We start from the raw sequence: 16,362 nt of genomic DNA, 5'->3' as shown, positions 1-16,362 counted from the left end.
CGTCCCGGCGATACGTTGAACGGTTGATGGCCGCACGTCGCTTTGCGCCATCTACGGTTGTACGAGCAAAGCGGTTGTCCGCGCGCTTGCCTGGCATGCGCACGCAACGAATGTAGTGCAAGCATTCACGCGCGCCAAGTCCCACGCATCACGCACGTCATGGAGGCATCGATGCAACGAACCGAGCTTCGAATGGTGATCGCGGCCATTGGCGTGTTCATCTGGCTGGGCGGGCTCTACGGAACCATTCACGGCCTCATCTATGACATACGGCCCGAATTCCGTTATGGGATGCTGGCGCTTGCAATCGGCATCGTCATCTTCGTGGCCGCGCTGAATCCGCTCGCGCAACGCAAGTAGAAATATGCGCGTAAGCGTGATGATCGCGCCGAATGTGTACTACGCTATAAAAGCTGCAACGCGGTGCGGGCGAACGAACTGGATGCTGACCGAAGCGGCGGGATAGCCCCGCCAGGCGATGGAGGGTGTCGCAATGGGCGATCTCTGGCTAGGCAATATCGACGAGGACACGACGGATGATGAGATCCGCGAGTTCCTCTGTAAATACGGATTCCCTTCTTTCGATTCCATCAAACGCGTGCCGGGCACCGGCGAACGTCCGGCGGCGGTGGTGACCTTCGACTCGGTGGAGCCGCATGTGCTGCGCCGCTTCCAGCCGCGCCTGCACAACATGCTCTGGAAGGATCGCAAGCTCGTGGTGCAGGTCATGCCGGAGCGTCACGAGCATTGAATGACGCGGGAGAAACGCAATGAACGTGAACGAGGCCGTCGCGGAGCATGAGCGTTTGAGCGCCAAGGCTTATGAAAAGGAACTGGCGCGCCTGCACGTGGAACTCGTGAAGGTGCAGCAATGGGTCGTGCATGCCGGCGCGAAAATCTGCGTCGTGTTCGAGGGACGCGATGGCGCGGGCAAGGGCGGCACCATCAAGGCGATCACCGAGCGCGTGAGCCCGCGCATTTTTCGCGTCGTGGCGCTGCCCGCGCCGACCGAACGCGAAAAGACGCAGATGTACGTTCAGCGGTATCTGCCGCATCTGCCTGCAGCAGGCGAGATCACGCTCTTCGACCGGAGCTGGTACAACCGCGCGGGCGTCGAGCGCGTGATGGGCTTCTGCACGCAGGAACAGGCGGAAACCTTCTTGCGCGGCGTGCCGCTCGTCGAGCGCGCGATCATCGATTCGGGTGTGATCCTGCTGAAGTACTGGCTCGAAGTGGGGCAGGAGGAACAGACGCGCCGCCTGGAGGCGCGCATCAGCGACGAGCGCAAGGTCTGGAAGCTCACGCCGATGGACCTGCGCTCCTATAGCCGCTGGTACGACTACTCGCGCGCACGCGACGAGATGTTCGCCGCAACCGACACCGAGCACGCGCCGTGGTACGTCGTGCGCTCGGACGACAAGCGGCGGGCGCGGCTCAACATGATCAGCCACATGCTGACGAACATCCCCTACACCGACGTTCCGCGCGAGAAGGTGAAGCTGCCGAAGCGGCAGAAGCCCGAGGGCTATCGCGAGAACGATCGTCCTTTGCGGTACGTGCCCGAGCGCTACTAGGCGCGGTCCGCTTCATCTGCCGATGGACGCCACGTTGCGCGCGGGCTTGGTCGATGGTATCAATGCCATGTCGTGCCATCGATCAGTTGGGCTGAACGAATCGAATCATCCACGAGAGCAGCCCCCGTCTCTGTTGTAAGCGTTTCCCTCTCAAGCTCTCGTAGCGGAGGCCGCGCCATGACGTATGCAGATCAGTTCGCCCGCAGTCAGGACATCGCGGGCAAAGTCACACGGGTGTTTCAGAAGCGCGCGCAAACCGCGCAGCAGCAATACGGCGAGCGCGTCCGCGCGGCGGGCAAGCATCTGCTCGAGAACGGCCACGCCAGTTCGAACGGCTACGACTATGCGGTCGACGTGTTTCAGCGTTCGATTCTCTTCTGGGATACGTTGCGCCGGCGCGGCAATCAGTTCGTCGAGCAGGCGAAGCGCGGCTCCGAACCGGTGCTGCATTTCGAGTACGAAATGCTTCTCGACGGTCGCGGCTTTTCGCGGCCGGTGAACTATGCGTTGCTGCGTATCGTGCCGCCGCAAGGCGTCGTGATCGACGACAAGAAGCGGCCGTATCTCATCATCGATCCTCGTGCGGGGCATGGTCCGGGCATCGGCGGCTTCAAGGACGACTCGCAAGTGGGCGTCGCATTGCGTGCGGGTCATCCGGTCTACTTCGTCACGTTCTTTCGCGATCCGCAGCCGGGCCAGACGCTGCTCGATGTCTGCGCCGCCGAGCAGCGCTTCGTGAAGCACGTCCGCGCATTGCATCCCGAGAGCCGCAAGCCCGCGATCGTCGGAAACTGCCAGGGCGGCTGGGCCGCGATGATGCTCGCCAGTTCCGAGCCGGACGAAACAGGCCCGCTCGTCATCAACGGTGCGCCGATGTCGTACTGGAGCGGTGCATGGAGCGAAGGCGACGGCGACAACCCAATGCGCTACTCGGGCGGCATGCTGGGCGGCACGTGGCTCGCGTCGTTCACGGCGGACCTTGGCAACGGCAAGTTCGACGGTGCGCATCTGGTGCAGAACTTCGAATCGCTCAACCCGGCGAACAGCCTGTGGGACAAGTACTACCACCTTTATGCGAACATCGACAGCGAGCCGCCGCGCTTCCTCGACTTCGAACGATGGTGGGGCGCCTACTACCTGATGAACCGCGACGAGATCGAATGGATCACGCGCAATCTCTTCGTCGGCAACAAGCTGTGGTCGGGCGAAGTGCGCGGCATGGAAGGCGTGTCGTTCGATCTTCGCGCGATCAAGTCGCCGATCGTTCTTTTCGCCTCGCTCGGCGACAACATCACGCCGCCGCAACAGGCGTTCAACTGGGTCGCCGATGTCTATGGCAGCACCGAGGAAATCAAGTCGCGCGGACAGGTGATCGTCGGGCTCATGCATCAGGATATCGGGCATCTCGGCATCTTCGTGAGCGGCAAGGTCGCGAAGAAGGAATACACGCAGATTGCATCGGTGCTGGAGGCGATCGAATCGTTTCCGCCGGGGCTGTACGGCATGGAGATCGCCGAGCGAAAGACGGCGGACGGTACGACCGAATACGACGTGACGTTCCGCGAGCATCGGCTGGAGGAGGTCGTCGCGCGATTCAATCGCTTCGAGCGCATCGATGAATTGCCGTTCAAGGCGGTTCAGCAGGTATCGGACTTCAATCAGCGCGCCTATGAGCTTTTCGCGCAGCCGTTCGTGCAGGCGATGTCGAACGATGTGACCGCGACCTGGCTGCGGCAGTTTCATCCGTTGCGCGCGCAACGCTGGATGGTGTCCGATATGAATCCGTGGCTCGCGTGGCTCGGCCCCGCAGCCGATGCCGTGAAAGCCGCGCGCAAGCCCGATGCCGCGCCGGGCGCATGGCATGCAGTCGAGCATTTCGGGTCGGACATGCGAGCGCGGGCCTCGACTTCTATCGCGCGATGCGCGATGCCGCTACCGAGAGCCTCTTCTTCTCCATCTACGGAAACATGTTCTCGACGCATCACGCGCAAACCGCCGATGGCCGCGCGGCCAGGCACGAACCGGCCGATCCGCGCGATCTGCCGTTCGTGCAGGAAGCGCTGGCGGGGATCGCGCGTGGCGGCTATCCGGAGGCGCTCGCGCGTGTCGCGTGTCTGCTGGTGCAGCATGACCTGCCGATTCCGTTCGCACGCATGCTGCTGCGGCAGGAACTCACGCGAGAGTACGCGCAGTACGTGCCACAGATGCCGCCCGACGCATGGCGGAGGCTGCGCGGCGAGCAGGAGATCGTCGTGCGGCTGGAGCCCGGGCAGGCGCTCGCGGCACTGCCGGAGTTACTTCGCGATACTGATGATCGAAAGAAGCTTCTGACTTTCATAGATACGCTGCTCGCCGATAGCCGCGTGCAGAGTGTGGAGCCGACCGCCGCGCAGCGCGAGATGCTCGCGCGCATCCGTGCGGTGCTGCCCGTGCAAGCCGCGAAGCCGGCGAAGCAGCCGAGGCAGGCGAAGGGATCGGCGCAGGCGCATTGAAGGGAGATGATATGGAGCACACGCACGAGAAGTACCAGCGGCTCATCGAAATCTGCAAGACGCTGCCGCCGCTCGCGACCGCGATCGCGCATCCGTGTGACCGCACTTCGCTGGAAAGCGCGGTCGAAGCGGCGGCAATGGGGCTGATCAAGCCTTATCTGGTCGGGCCGCGCGAACGCATCCATGAAGTGGCCGAGGAGCATGGCCTGAAGATCGCCGGCTTTCCTATCGTCGATGCCCCGCACAGCCACGCAGCCGCGAAGCTGGCGGTCGAGCTGGTGCGCGAAGCGAAGGCTGAAGCGTTGATGAAAGGCAGCCTGCACACCGACGAACTGATGGCCGCCGTCGTCGCGCGCGAAGGCGGACTGCGCACCGCGCGGCGCGTGAGTCATTGCTTTCTGATGGACGTGCCGGGCCACGAGAACGTGCTGCTCATCACCGATGCGGCAATCAACATCGCGCCCACGCTCGCCGACAAGGTCGATATCCTGCAAAACGCGATCGATCTGGGCCACGCGCTGCGCATGCCCGAAGTGCGCGTGGCGATTCTCTCCGCGATGGAGACGGTGAACCCAAAGGTGCCATCGACGCTCGAAGCCGCCGCGCTCTGCAAGATGGTGGACCGGCATCAGATCACGGGCGCGCTCGTCGACGGCCCGCTCGCGCTCGACAACGCGATCGACCCGGAAGCCGCGCGTGCGAAGAAGATCGATTCGCCGGTCGCGGGGCGTGCGAACGTGCTGCTCGTTCCCGATCTCGAAGCCGGCAACATGCTCGCGAAGAGCCTGTCGTTTCTCGCGGGCGCGGATGCGGCGGGCATCGTGCTCGGCGCGCGCGTGCCGATCGTCCTCACGAGCCGGGCCGACTCGCTGCAATCGCGGCTGGCGTCGTGCGCCGTGGCGTCGCTCGTCGCCGCCAAGCGCACCGAGGAAGCGCAACTGCTGGGGTAATGCGATGGCCGACCTTATTCTCGTTCTCAACGCGGGTTCGTCGAGCCTGAAGTTCTGCGCGTTCGATGCCGGCGGCTCCGGCGGTCTCGCGCTCGTGATACACGGCCAGGCCGAAGGGCTCTTCAGTTCGCCGCACTTCACCGCGTTCGATGCGCACGGCCAGCCGGCCGGCGAACACGCGTGGGGGGAAGGCGTACAGCTTTCGCACGCGGAAGCCATCAAGCATATCGCTGACTTTCTGCGCGGGCAGGGCGGCGGGCATCGTCTTGTGGCGGTGGGGCATCGCGTGGTGCATGGCGGCGCGAATTTCACCCAGCCGGTGCTCGCCACCGCCGCCATCCTCGACGAACTCGAAACGCTCACGCCGCTCGCGCCGCTGCATCAGCCGCACAATCTGAGGCCGATGCGAATCATCGCCGAGCGCATGCCGTCGATGCCGCAAGTCGCCTGTTTCGACACCGCGTTCCACACGACGCAACCGCCGCTTGCGCAGGCCTTCGCGCTGCCGGAGTCGGTGACGAAGAAGGGCGTGCGGCGCTACGGCTTTCATGGCCTGTCGTATGAGTACATCGCGAGCGTGTTGCCGGATATCGCGTCGGAAGCGGCGACGGGGCGCACCGTGGTCGCGCATCTCGGCAACGGGGCGAGCCTGTGCGCGCTGCGGGCGGGCAAGAGTGTCGCGAGCACGATGGGCTTTACCGCCGTCGACGGTCTCATGATGGGCACCCGCTGCGGCACGCTCGATCCGGGCGTCGTGCTCTATCTGCTCGATGAACTGGGCATGGATGCGCGCGAAATCGAAGACTTGCTGTATCGGCGTTCGGGGCTGCTCGGCGTATCGGGCATCTCGGGCGACATGCGTGCGCTGCTTGCCGCCGACGACGCGCGCGCCGTCTTCGCCATCGACCTCTACGTGTACCGGATCTGCCGCGAGCTCGGGTCGATGGGCGCCGCGCTGCACGGCCTCGATGCGCTCGTCTTCACGGCCGGCATCGGTCAGCATTCGGCGGAGATCCGGCGGCGGGTGTGCGAGGAGGCACGATGGTGGGGCATCGACCTCGATGACGCCGCCAACGCGCGCGGCGGCCCGCGCATCAGCACGCCATCGAGCAAGGTCAGCGCGTGGGTCGTGCCGACCAACGAGGAACTGATGATCGCGCGCCATACGCTCGCGTTGACACAAGGAGCATCGGCATGACGCCACTCGCACCGCAACCGCCGCTCAGAGGCGCGAAGGCGCTGGTAACCGGCATCGCCAATGAGCACTCGATCGCGTATGGCTGCGCGAAGGCGTTCCGCGAACTGGGCGCGGAGCTGGCCATCACGTATGCCAGCGACAAGGCGAAGCCTCATGTCGAGCCGCTCGCGCGGCAACTGGAAGCGCCGGTGTTCATGGCGCTCGATGCGTCACGGCAGGATGAACTCGATGCGGTCTTCGAGCGCATCGAGCGCGAATGGGGCGTGCTCGATATCCTCGTCCATTCGATTGCATCGGCGCCGAAGGACGATCTCCAGGGCGGCTTGCTGAACTGCTCGGCGCAAGGCTTCGCGGCGGCAATGGACATCTCGTGTCATTCGTTCGTGAGGATGGCGCGGCTCGCGGCCCCGTTGATGAAGAACGGCGGCACGATGTTCACGATGAGCTATCAGGGCGCGAACAAGGTCGTTCCGAACTACAACGTCATGGGTCCTGTGAAGGCCGCGCTCGAGGCATGCGCGCGCTATCTTGCGTATGAACTCGGTCCGCAGGGCATCCGCGTGCATGCGATATCGCCCGGTCCGCTGAAGACGCGCGCCGCATCGGGGTTGAAGGACTTCGACCTGTTGCTGACCGAGGCCGCTGCGCGTGCGCCGCTCGGTGAACTGGTCGACATCATGGACGTCGGCTTCACGTGTGCATTTCTCGCGACGCCCTTTGCGCGGCGCGTGTCGGGCGAGACCCTTTATGTCGATGGCGGCGTGCACATCATGGCATGAACATGCTTCGTCGACTATTCGGGAATGCGAACGATGATGCGAGCGCATCGAAAGCTGACGTGCGTGAAGCACTGGAACGCGTCGTACGGATTGCGCCGCATGTACGGCTCGCGAATCGCTGCGATGCGCGGCTCGCGCCGGTCATCGGCGGGGCGCTGCGTTATGCGCGAGAGCTCGTCGAAGCCTTGCCCGCCCCGCGCGACGCCACCCCCGCTGCATGGGCCGACGATCCGCATCTGCGGACGATGTTCGCGACGGCGGACGACATCACGCGAACCATCGGCCAGTCGCATGAGTTGCGCGGCTGGTTCGATGATCATTACGTCGCGGAGCACGCCTATGCGGTGCTGAGCAGCCGCTTCGTCGAACGACGCGTGCTGGCGGTGGCTCACGAAGGCGGCGTGCTGCGCTCGGAAGTGCCGCGCGTCGCGGTGAGTTTCGACGAAAAACGCATTCGCATCTGCGACGAAACCGACCCCGCGCTCAGGCATGAGATCGTGCTGCGCGTGATCGAACAGCTTGCGCTCGAAGGCATGTCGCGCGTTGGCGCAAGGGAAGCGCAGCGCGAGGCGCTACAGGAGGCGCGGGCGCTGCTGTCCGCTCGAATGCAGATGCTCGGACGACGCGGCGCGGGGATGTCGGGGTTGAGCGGCGCGTCGTCTGCGTCCGCCGATGCGTCGACGGACGTCGCGCGGCTTCAGCGCGATATCGCCGATAACGAAGCCGCGATCGCCGCGCTCGGCTCGCGCGCCGAAGCGGTCGAGCAGCAGTTGGGCGCGATCATCGACGTGTTCGAGGAGCCGTCGGCGTTGATCCGCGTGACCCAGCGCGCGTTGCGTGTGAATCAGATGAACCTGATCGTGGACGAGGGCAGCGACGAGCCCGCCGCCGATGTGAGGCTCGAGCTTGCTTATCTGCCGATGCAGCCGCCGGAAACGCGTGCGGTCGAGATCGTGCGGATCGCGCGGCGGGACTTGCCGCCCGCTGGAACCGCGCTCGATGATGCTGCGCGGTGGGTGTTGTGAGGCGGCGCGTGGTCAAGGACTCAATCCGGATAAGGACAGCACGCGTGCCGCCCTGGTACGGCGAGAGACACGTCGTTGGTCTTCGATCGCAACCGCCAACGCAATACCTCGCCAACGCCATAGCAACACCCTCAACGCCCCCACCCCCACCGCCCCGCAATATCCCGGCTAACCCTCCCAACGCGCGGCTATGCGCCGCCACGAGCGCATCGAAATCCGGCCCCGTCACCGCTTCCCGCACGAGCGAACGCCCCGTCGCGCCGGCATCGTCCATATTGCCGCGCACGCTCCAGCGCGCGTCGATCATCACCGCATCGCCCGGAATCGATTCGAATTGCTGAATATCCACACGCACTCGCAACGCCTGCGTCTCGGGTATCGCACGTGACGCCACTGCCACCCGGTCCGAGCCCAGCAGGACCGTCAGATCGCCGGCGATCGCATCCGCGATACTGCTCTTCAGCGGCTCGCCCCAGCGCGCGAACTCATTGAGCGCCACTTCGTTGTCCGTGTTGCGCGTCACGATCTGCGGTCGATCCACGAGATCGGGCACCGTCACCGGACCCACGATGACCGGCCGCGCCGGCGCTTGCACAGCCGTCGCCGTCAGCGTGTCGTCCGTGCTCAGCCGATAGAAACTCGCGCGCGGCGACGCGCATGCCGCCAGCATGGCGATGATCGAAAGGGACAGCCACGCAAGGCGCATCACTTCTTGTCCTCCGGTTTTCCGCGCAGCAACGCTTCGGGATGCTCCTGCAGATAATCCGCCAGGCTGCGGAACGACGCCGCCGTGCGCGTCAATTCCCGAATCGCTTCCGTCGTGTCCTGCTGCAAGCCGGAGCCGGGCAGCAAGGTCGAATGCGCCGCGTCGAGCGCGGCGCGCGCGGCCATCAGCGTTGTCGCCGCTTGCGGCACGACCTCGGTGTTGAGGTTCTGCATCAGCCGGCTCGTGTTGTCGAGCGTCTGCTGCGCGCTGGCGGTAAGCTGCTCGATCGGCAGCTTGTCGATGCGCGTCATGATGCGGTTGATCGAATCCTGCAGCGAATCGAGCCCGCTCGGCGTCGTCGGCAGTTCGGGCGGCGTGCGGCTCCAGTCGACGCTCGCCTTCTTCGCGGTCGGGAAAAATTCGAGCGCGACGTACAACTGCCCGGTCAGCAGGCTGCCGGTGCGCAACTGCGCGCGCAAGCCGTGCGCGACGAGCATATCCGCGAGCGCCTTCGGGTCGCTCACCATGCGCCCGCCCTTCGGGCCTGACGCGAAGCGGGACGTGAAACGCTCCGGATACAGCTTCACTTCGACAGGAATGCTGATCCGCCCCGTCGCCGGATCGAATCGGGTATTGATCGCCGATACCTCGCCGATGGGAATGCCCCGGAATTCCACCGGCGCGCCGATTGAGAGGCCGCGCACCGAGCCCGTGAAGTTGAACACGTAATGCTCGACGATGCGTTCCTGCACACGCAGCGCTTCCGAACGCGTCTGGAACAGTGTGAAGCTCGTATCGGCCGGGGCCTGCGCCCAGCTCAGCGACACGGCGGGCGTCTCGAACGCGAGACCGCCGATCAGCATCGAGACGAGCGACTGCGTGTTGACCTTGAGGCCCTCCGTGCTGAGCGTGACATCGAGGCCGCTCGCCTGCCAGAAGCGCGAATCGGCGTTGACGTAGCGGTCGTAGGGCGAATTGATGAACACGTTCAGCGTGACGCCGCTGCCGTCCTTGTCGAGTTCGAACGACGTCACCTGGCCCACTTGCAGCCGGCGGAAATAGACCGGCGCGCCGACATCGATGGAACCGAGATCCGGCGAGCGAAGGACGAACCGCCGCCCCGGCACGTCGCTCGCGAAGACGGGTGGCGTCTCCAGCCCCACGTAGTCGCGCTGCACGTTCTTGTGACGCCCGATATCCATGCCGATATACGCGCCCGACAACAGCGTGCTGATGCCGGACACCGAGCCGCCCGCGACGCGGGGACGCACGACCCAGAAGCGCGTATCGTCGACGAGCATGTTCGCGGCATCGCGCGTCAGTTCGGCCGTCGCGACGACGCGTGTGTAGTCCTTGGAAAGCGCCACCGATTTGACGATGCCGATGTCCACGTCCTTAAACTTTATCTTGGTCTTGCCCGCTTCGAGCCCTTCGCCGGTCTTGAACGTGATGGTCACGACCGGGCCTTTTTGCAGCACTGTCTGCACCGCGAGCCAGATGCCGATCAGCACCGCGAGCGCCGGCACGACCCATATCCACGGAATGCGCCAGCGCTTCTTCGGCACGACTTCGGCATCGGGAGGGTCGCCGGGAGAGCTCATCGCGGCGTCTCCTTCGCATCGCTCGTGTCCCAGATCAGGCGCGGATCGAAGGACATCGCGGCGAGCATCGTCAGCACGACGACCGCGCCGAACGCGATCGCGGCCGGCCCGGCTTCGATCGTCGCCATCGCGCTGAACTGCACGAGCGCGACGAGCACGGCGATCACGTAGATATCGAGCATCGACCAGCGTCCGACCATCTCGACGATGCGGTAGATGCGCGCGCGTTGCTCCGTGTACTGCGTCATGCGCAGGTTGACGCTCGCGGCAAGATAGCCGATCGCGAGAATCTTGAGCATCGGCACCGCGATGCTCGCAATGAACACGATGATCGCGAGCGGCCACGACCCCGACGTCCACAGATACGCGACGCCGCTCATGATCGTGTCCTTTTGCGCGCCGAAAAGCGAACTGGTGTTCATCACCGGCAGCAGGTTCGCGGGTATGTAGAGTACCGCGGCCGCGATCAGATACGCCCACGTCCGCGAGAGGCTTGCCGGCTTGCGCAGATGCAGCCGCGCGCCGCAGCGCGGGCAGCACGGCTGTTCATGCCGGAGCACGCCGCGCGTGGCGAGCCCGCAGTCATGACAGACGCATATGCCGCTCGACGATGCGGTGCGTCCTTTAAGCGTCGGGCTTTCCGGCATTGCAAGCGATGCGCTGTCGACGCCGCGCCACATCGCGCGCTCGTCGAACGCCGACGCCGCCGCGACGAGCAGCAGCATCAGCGCGGCGAGCGACCACAGCGCCGGCCCCGTCACCACCGATGCGATATGCGCGAGCTTCACGACCGCGACGAGCAGGCCGAGCATCAGCACTTCGGTCATGCCCCACTCGCGCGCGATGCGCAAGAGCCGGAACGCTGCGTCCGCACGATACGGCCGCCGGTGCACATGCAGCGGCAACAGCAGCCAGACCATGCCGAGCGCGTGCGCGGCGGGCATCAGTATTGTCGTGACGAAGATCAGCCCCGCAAGCGGCCACATGCCGTCGCGATACAGCACGCGGACCGCGCCGAAGAGCGTCGTCTCGACGAGATCGCCATTGACCGACAACCCGACGATTGGAAACGCATTCGAGATCAGCCACAGCACGCAGGCCGCGAGCGCGCAGGCAAGGGCGCGGTCGAAACCGCGCTGGCGCCGCCGGTAGAGCACGGCGCGGCATCGGCAGCAACGCAGCGCGCCGCCGGGCGGCACCGGATGCTCGAACTGGAGCAGATCGCATTCGGGGCACGCGGTCAGCTCGCGATCCTGCGCCGCCGTGGAGGTTGCCGTGTTCATTGCACCGTCGGGGCCGCGGGTGCAGCCGGCTTCGCTCCGTCAGCGGGCGTCGTCGCCGTCTGCGTCGTCATCTGGTCGGCGGTGACGACCCAGCCGCCGCCCATCGCCTTGTACAGCGTGACGAACGATGCCAGCGCCGCCGCATGCGTCTGCGTCTCCGATAGCTGCGCGTTGAAGAGGCTGCGCTCGGCGTCCAGCACTTCGATGTAGCTCGTATAGCCGCCTTCGTAGCGCGCCCGCGCGAGCCTTGCGTAGGTCGAAAGCGCCGTCACCTGACGGCCCTGCACTTCGAGTTGTTCGTGGAGCTTCTGCGACTGGATGAGCGCGTCGTCGACTTCCTGAAACGCCACCTGTATCGCCTTTTGATACGTGAGCAGCGCCGCGCGTTGCTGCGCTTCCGCCGTCTGCACCTGGCCCGATATGTTGCCCGCCGTGAAGATCGGCTGCGTGACCTGACCCGCGAACGACCACAAGCGCGCCGGCCCGGTGAACAGCGACGAGAATTGCGTGCTCGCGGTGCCGAGCAGACCCGTCAGCGAGATTTGCGGGAAGTAGAGCGCGCGCGCCGCGCCGATCAGCGCGTTCGCCGCGACCAGATCCTGTTCCGCCTGCAAGAGGTCGGGCCGCCGTTCGAGCAGGTCCGACGGCAGGCCTGCCGGTATCACGGGCGTCGCGAGTGCACCGAGTTGCAGGCCGCGCACGATCGGCCCGGGATTGCTGCCGAGCAGGACCGAGAGCGCGTCTTCCTGCTGCGCGATTTGGGTTTCGAGCTGGGGAATCGTCGCGAGCGAGGCTTCGTATTCGGACTGGCTCTGCGCGAGTTCCATCTGCGAGACTTCGCCGCCTTCGAAGCGCAGCGTGAACACGTGCACGGATTCGGCGCGGCTCTCCGTCGTCGCCTTGGCGATCTCGAGTTGCCTGTCGAGACTGCGCAGGTTCAGATACGACGACGCCACCGACGCGACCAGCGAGAGAATCGTCGCGCGCCTGCCTTCTTCGCTCGACAGGAGATTGGCGCGGGCCGCTTCCGTCAGGCGGCGGGTGCGCCCGAACAGATCGAGTTCCCACGCCGCCGACACCGACAACTCGAAGCTGTTATAGACCGGCCCGACGCCGCCCGGCAATTGCTGGAGCGCGCCGAGCGGCGAGCGTTGCCGCGCCGCCGTCGCGCCCGCGCCGATCTGCGGGAACAGCGCAGAGCGCGTCGTGACGAACTGCCCCATGAACTGTTCGACGCGCGCCGCCGCAATCTTCACGTCCTTGTTGTTGGCGAGCGCGGTCGCAATCAGTTCGTCCAGAACGGGGTCCTGAAACTGCTTCCACCATTCGGTGTTGGCGGTATCGGCGACATCGGTGGCGGCGAAGCGATACGTCGCGGGCGTCTCCACCGGCTGGCGCGAATAGTTCGGTCCGAGCAGGCAGCCGCCAAGCGATACGGCGGCGATCACGCCCGACAGTGTGCGGAAGAACCGGTCGGACCGCATCTCAGTGCCCCTTGTCCGGAGCCGACGGCGTCGCATTCGGGCCGCTTCCGCCGGGTGTGTGGGTATCGGTCGGCGTCGGGGCGGGCGCCTGTGCGGCCTTTTTCTTCCTGCGCGTGGACATCGTTTCGAGGCCCCAGAAGAACATCGGAATGAAGAACACGGCGATGGCCGTCGCGCCGAGCATCCCGCCGATCACGCCGGTGCCGATCGAATGCCGGCTGTTCGCCGATGCGCCCGTCGCGATCGCGAGCGGCACGCAGCCGAGGATGAACGCGAGCGATGTCATCACGATCGGACGCAGGCGCTCTTCGGCGGCGGACATCGCAGCGTCGAACACGGACTTGCCGGCCTCCACGTTCAGCACGGCGAACTCGAAGATCAGGATCGCGTTCTTCGCGGCCAGCGCGACGAGCATCGTGAGGCCGATCTGGAAGTACACGTCGTTATTGAGCCCGCGCAAGAGAATCGCGAGCAGCGCGCCGAAGATGGCGAACGGCACGGCCATCAGCACGCCGAGCGGCAGGCTCCACTTCTCGTATTGCGCGGCGAGTATCAGGAACACCATGATGAGCCCGAACACGAAGACGAGGCCCGAGGTCCCGCCCGACTGCTTCGCCTCGTACGCCTCGCCGCTCCACGCGATGCCGTAGTCGGAAGACAGCCCCGCGCCGATTTCCTCCAGCGCCTGAATCACCTGACCCGACGAATAACCCGGCGCGGCGTTCGCGGTGATCTTCACCGCCGGGAAGTTGTTGAAGCGCGTGATGAGATCCGGCCCGGTCACGTAGCGCGTGGTGACCACGGACTTGAGCGGCACCATGCTGCCGGTCTTGCTCTTCACGAAAATCTGCGTGAGGTCGCCGGGTTTCAGCCGATATGAAGGCTCCGCCTGGAGAATCACCTGCCACAGCCGGCTCGACCGGTTGAACTGCGAGACATAGAGCGAGCCGAACATCGTCTGCATCGCGCTATAGACGTCTTCCACGGGCACGCCGAGCGTCTCGGCCTTGTCGCGGTCGACGTCGGCGAGCAGTTGCTGCGACGACGCGTTGAAGGTCGATGTGACGCCGGTCAGCTCCGGCCGCGACTTCGCCTTGAGCACGAAATCCTGCACGACGCCCGCGAACTGCGCGATGGTCGTATCGCCCTTGCTCTGTATCCACACTTCGGTGCCGCCCGTCGTGCCGAGGCCCGGAATCGACGGCGGATTCAGCGGCACCACGATGCCCTGGCTGATCTGCGAAAGCGCCTTGTACGCATCGACGAGCACCGCGCGGGCATTTTGCGTGCGAATGTTCGCGGACGTGTAGCGGTCATCGAAGCTCTTCAGGCCGACGAAGAACGTCGATGCGTTGTTCTTGTTCTGGCTGTCGAGCAGGCTGAAGCCATCGACCGTCGCGATGCTGCTGACGGCGGGCTGCTTCATGAAATATTCGGTCACGCGATCGGACACCGCGCCGGTGCGATCGAGCGATGCGGCATCGGGCATGATGACCGCGCCGAGCAGATAGCCCTGATCTTCGGGCGGCAGGAACGCAGTGGGGATGTCCTTCATCATCACGACGGCGAGCGCGATCATGCCCACGAAGAGCAGCAGCGCGATCACGAAGCGCCGGATGATGAGCCGCACGACGCGCGTATAACCGTGCGTCATCCGCAGGAACTGGTTATCGAACCAGCGGAAGAAGCCTTTCTTCTCGTGATGGCCGGGCTTCAGCAGCAGCGCGGCCAGCGCGGGCGACAGCGTCAGCGCGACGATGCCCGATATCACCACCGATATCGCGATGGTGATGGCGAACTGCTTGTACATCTGCCCGGTGATGCCGCCGAGAAACGCCACCGGCACGAACACCGCGCACAGCACGAGCACGATCGCGACGACCGGCCCGGCCACTTCGTCCATCGCCTTCTTCGCGGCGGTCTTCGGGTCCAGCTTGTTGACCGTCATGTTGCGCTCGACGTTTTCGATCACGACGATCGCATCGTCCACGACGATGCCGATGGCGAGCACCATGCCGAACAGCGTCAGCATGTTGATCGAGAAACCGAGCGCCTGCATGCCCATGAACGTGCCGACGATGGAGACCGGCACCGCGAGCACCGGAATCAGCGTCGCGCGCAGGTTCTGCAGGAACACGAACACGACGATCACCACCAGCACCACGGCTTCGAAGAACGTGTGCACGACATCGCTGATGGACGCGCGGGTGAACTCGGTCGTGTCCATCGCGATCTGGTAGTCGATGCCTTCGGGGAACGTCTTCTTCATCTCCGCAAGACGCGCGCGCACCTGCTTCGATACGTCGAGCGCGTTCGCGCCCGGCTGCTGATACACCGCGAGCACCGTCGCCGACTTGCCCTGAAAGCGGCTGCGGATCGAGTAATCCTTCTGCCCCAGTTCCGCGCGCCCGACGTCCTTCAGCCGCACGATGGCCGCGCCACCGGATTCCGCGCGAATGATGATGTTCTCGAATTCGGCAGGCTCGGTGAGTCGCCCGGTCGTCGTGACCGCGAACGACTGCTCGACCGGCGCGCCCGTCGGCGATTGCCCGAGACGGCCGACCGCGAACTGCTGATTCTGATTGGCGACCGCGCGTTGGATATCGGCGGCGGTGATGCCGAGCTGCGCCATGCGGTCGGGCTTGAGCCAGATGCGCATCGCGTAGTCCGGCGTGCCGAAGATGCTCGACTGATTCGCGCCCGGGATGCGCTTCAGCGCATCGAGCACATAGACGTTCGCGTAATTGGCGATGTAGGTGGCGTCGTAACGTTCGTCGGGCGAATAGATTGCGACCACCATCATGAAGGCCTGCGACTTCTTCTGCACCTGCACGCCCTGCGCCGTCACCGATTGCGGCAGTTGCGGCAACGCAAGGTTCACGCGATTCTGCACGTCGACTTGCGCGAGTTCCGGGTTCGTGCCGATTTCGAAGTACGCGTTGATCGTCAGGTTGCCCGTCGATGAACTCGACGAGCTCATGTAGATCATGTTGTCCGCGCCGTTGACCTGCTGCTCGATCGGCGCGGCCACGTTGTTCGCGACGACTTCGGCGCTCGCGCCCGGATACGTCGCGGAGATGGTGATCTGCGGCGGCGTGATGTCGGGATATTGCGCGGTCGGCAGCGCGAGCATCGTCAGCGCGCCGCCGAGCGTGATGATGATGGAGATGACCGAGGCAAAAATCGGGCGGTCGATGCAGAAATGTGAGATGTTCATTGGCCTTTTCCGCTCGCCGTGGCTCCGCTTATTCGATTAAGCCGCTTAGTCTG

Annotated in this window: 11 protein-coding genes and 2 pseudogenes; 8 read left to right on the top strand and 5 right to left on the bottom strand. The window is 65.0% G+C overall.

The genetic code is table 11. The features are described 5' to 3' along the window. Positions 1-171: 171 nt before the first annotated feature. The 8 genes and pseudogenes from LDZ21_RS19955 (at position 172) to LDZ21_RS19920 (ending at position 8,018) form a co-directional block, all read left to right on the top strand. Positions 172-360, top strand: a complete 189-nt coding sequence (locus LDZ21_RS19955; RefSeq protein ID WP_244796426.1) for a DUF2964 family protein — start codon at positions 172-174, stop codon at positions 358-360. Positions 361-493: 133 nt separating this feature from the next. Then, complete coding sequence (locus LDZ21_RS19950) at positions 494-751, top strand: RNA recognition motif domain-containing protein (RefSeq protein ID WP_035966586.1); 258 nt, start codon at positions 494-496, stop codon at positions 749-751. Between the two features lie 19 nt (positions 752-770). Then, positions 771-1,574, top strand: coding sequence for a polyphosphate kinase 2 (ppk2, locus tag LDZ21_RS19945; protein WP_244796425.1), 804 nt, complete (start codon positions 771-773; stop codon positions 1,572-1,574). A 177-nt stretch (positions 1,575-1,751) separates the two neighbouring features. After that, positions 1,752-4,066: pseudogene (locus LDZ21_RS19940) on the top strand (DUF3141 domain-containing protein). Positions 4,067-4,077: 11 nt separating this feature from the next. After that, the gene (locus tag LDZ21_RS19935; protein ID WP_244796424.1) at positions 4,078-5,016 is read left to right on the top strand and encodes a phosphate acetyltransferase; all 939 of its coding nucleotides are present in this window, start codon (positions 4,078-4,080) and stop codon (positions 5,014-5,016) included. Between the two features lie 4 nt (positions 5,017-5,020). Next, positions 5,021-6,214 (top strand): acetate/propionate family kinase, encoded by a 1,194-nt coding sequence (locus tag LDZ21_RS19930; RefSeq protein WP_244796423.1) that lies wholly within the window; start codon positions 5,021-5,023, stop codon positions 6,212-6,214. Next, on the top strand, positions 6,211-6,993 hold the full coding sequence (gene fabI, locus LDZ21_RS19925) for an enoyl-ACP reductase FabI (protein ID WP_244796422.1): 783 nt from the start codon (positions 6,211-6,213) through the stop codon (positions 6,991-6,993). The genes LDZ21_RS19930 and fabI overlap by 4 nt, the downstream gene beginning before the upstream one ends. A gap of 59 nt (positions 6,994-7,052) precedes the next feature. After that, complete coding sequence (locus tag LDZ21_RS19920) at positions 7,053-8,018, top strand: hypothetical protein (RefSeq protein ID WP_244796675.1); 966 nt, start codon at positions 7,053-7,055, stop codon at positions 8,016-8,018. 226 nt (positions 8,019-8,244) lie between these two features. On the opposite strand, the pseudogene LDZ21_RS19915 reads toward LDZ21_RS19920, so the two are convergent. The 5 genes and pseudogenes from LDZ21_RS19915 to LDZ21_RS19895 all read right to left on the bottom strand — a co-directional run. After that, positions 8,245-8,688: pseudogene (locus LDZ21_RS19915) on the bottom strand (PqiC family protein); the annotation flags it as partial. A gap of 35 nt (positions 8,689-8,723) precedes the next feature. Continuing rightward, positions 8,724-10,325, bottom strand: coding sequence for a PqiB family protein (locus LDZ21_RS19910; RefSeq protein ID WP_244796421.1), 1,602 nt, complete (start codon positions 10,323-10,325; stop codon positions 8,724-8,726). Next, positions 10,322-11,608, bottom strand: a complete 1,287-nt coding sequence (locus LDZ21_RS19905) for a paraquat-inducible protein A (RefSeq protein WP_244796420.1) — start codon at positions 11,606-11,608, stop codon at positions 10,322-10,324. The genes LDZ21_RS19910 and LDZ21_RS19905 overlap by 4 nt, the downstream gene beginning before the upstream one ends. Next, positions 11,605-13,092 carry an efflux transporter outer membrane subunit gene (locus tag LDZ21_RS19900; RefSeq protein ID WP_244796419.1) on the bottom strand — a complete coding sequence of 496 codons (1,488 nt, stop codon included), beginning with the start codon at positions 13,090-13,092 and terminating at the stop codon, positions 11,605-11,607. The genes LDZ21_RS19905 and LDZ21_RS19900 overlap by 4 nt, the downstream gene beginning before the upstream one ends. A 1-nt stretch (position 13,093) precedes the next feature. Next, entirely contained in the window at positions 13,094-16,309 is a 3,216-nt protein-coding gene (locus LDZ21_RS19895) for an efflux RND transporter permease subunit (protein WP_244796418.1), read from the bottom strand. Positions 16,310-16,362: the final 53 nt, after the last annotated feature.

Origin of the sequence: Caballeronia grimmiae (genome assembly GCF_022879615.1) — a bacterium.
In the GTDB taxonomy this organism is placed as follows: domain Bacteria; phylum Pseudomonadota; class Gammaproteobacteria; order Burkholderiales; family Burkholderiaceae; genus Caballeronia; species Caballeronia grimmiae.
The sequence above is the reverse complement of the archived record's forward strand: the minus strand, read 5'-3'. Positions and strand labels throughout refer to the sequence as shown.

What these genes read in the sequence shown, in the direction of transcription:
- LDZ21_RS19900 (WP_244796419.1), bottom strand. Translation starts at nt 13,092, where the DNA reads ATGCGGTCCGACCGGTTCTTCCGCACACTGTCGGGCGTGATCGCCGCC.
- ppk2 (WP_244796425.1), top strand. Translation starts at nt 771, where the DNA reads ATGAACGTGAACGAGGCCGTCGCGGAGCATGAGCGTTTGAGCGCCAAG.
- LDZ21_RS19930 (WP_244796423.1), top strand. Translation starts at nt 5,021, where the DNA reads ATGGCCGACCTTATTCTCGTTCTCAACGCGGGTTCGTCGAGCCTGAAG.
- LDZ21_RS19950 (WP_035966586.1), top strand. Translation starts at nt 494, where the DNA reads ATGGGCGATCTCTGGCTAGGCAATATCGACGAGGACACGACGGATGAT.
- LDZ21_RS19905 (WP_244796420.1), bottom strand. Translation starts at nt 11,608, where the DNA reads ATGAACACGGCAACCTCCACGGCGGCGCAGGATCGCGAGCTGACCGCG.
- LDZ21_RS19910 (WP_244796421.1), bottom strand. Translation starts at nt 10,325, where the DNA reads ATGAGCTCTCCCGGCGACCCTCCCGATGCCGAAGTCGTGCCGAAGAAG.
- LDZ21_RS19955 (WP_244796426.1), top strand. Translation starts at nt 172, where the DNA reads ATGCAACGAACCGAGCTTCGAATGGTGATCGCGGCCATTGGCGTGTTC.
- LDZ21_RS19895 (WP_244796418.1), bottom strand. Translation starts at nt 16,309, where the DNA reads ATGAACATCTCACATTTCTGCATCGACCGCCCGATTTTTGCCTCGGTC.
- LDZ21_RS19935 (WP_244796424.1), top strand. Translation starts at nt 4,078, where the DNA reads ATGGAGCACACGCACGAGAAGTACCAGCGGCTCATCGAAATCTGCAAG.
- fabI (WP_244796422.1), top strand. Translation starts at nt 6,211, where the DNA reads ATGACGCCACTCGCACCGCAACCGCCGCTCAGAGGCGCGAAGGCGCTG.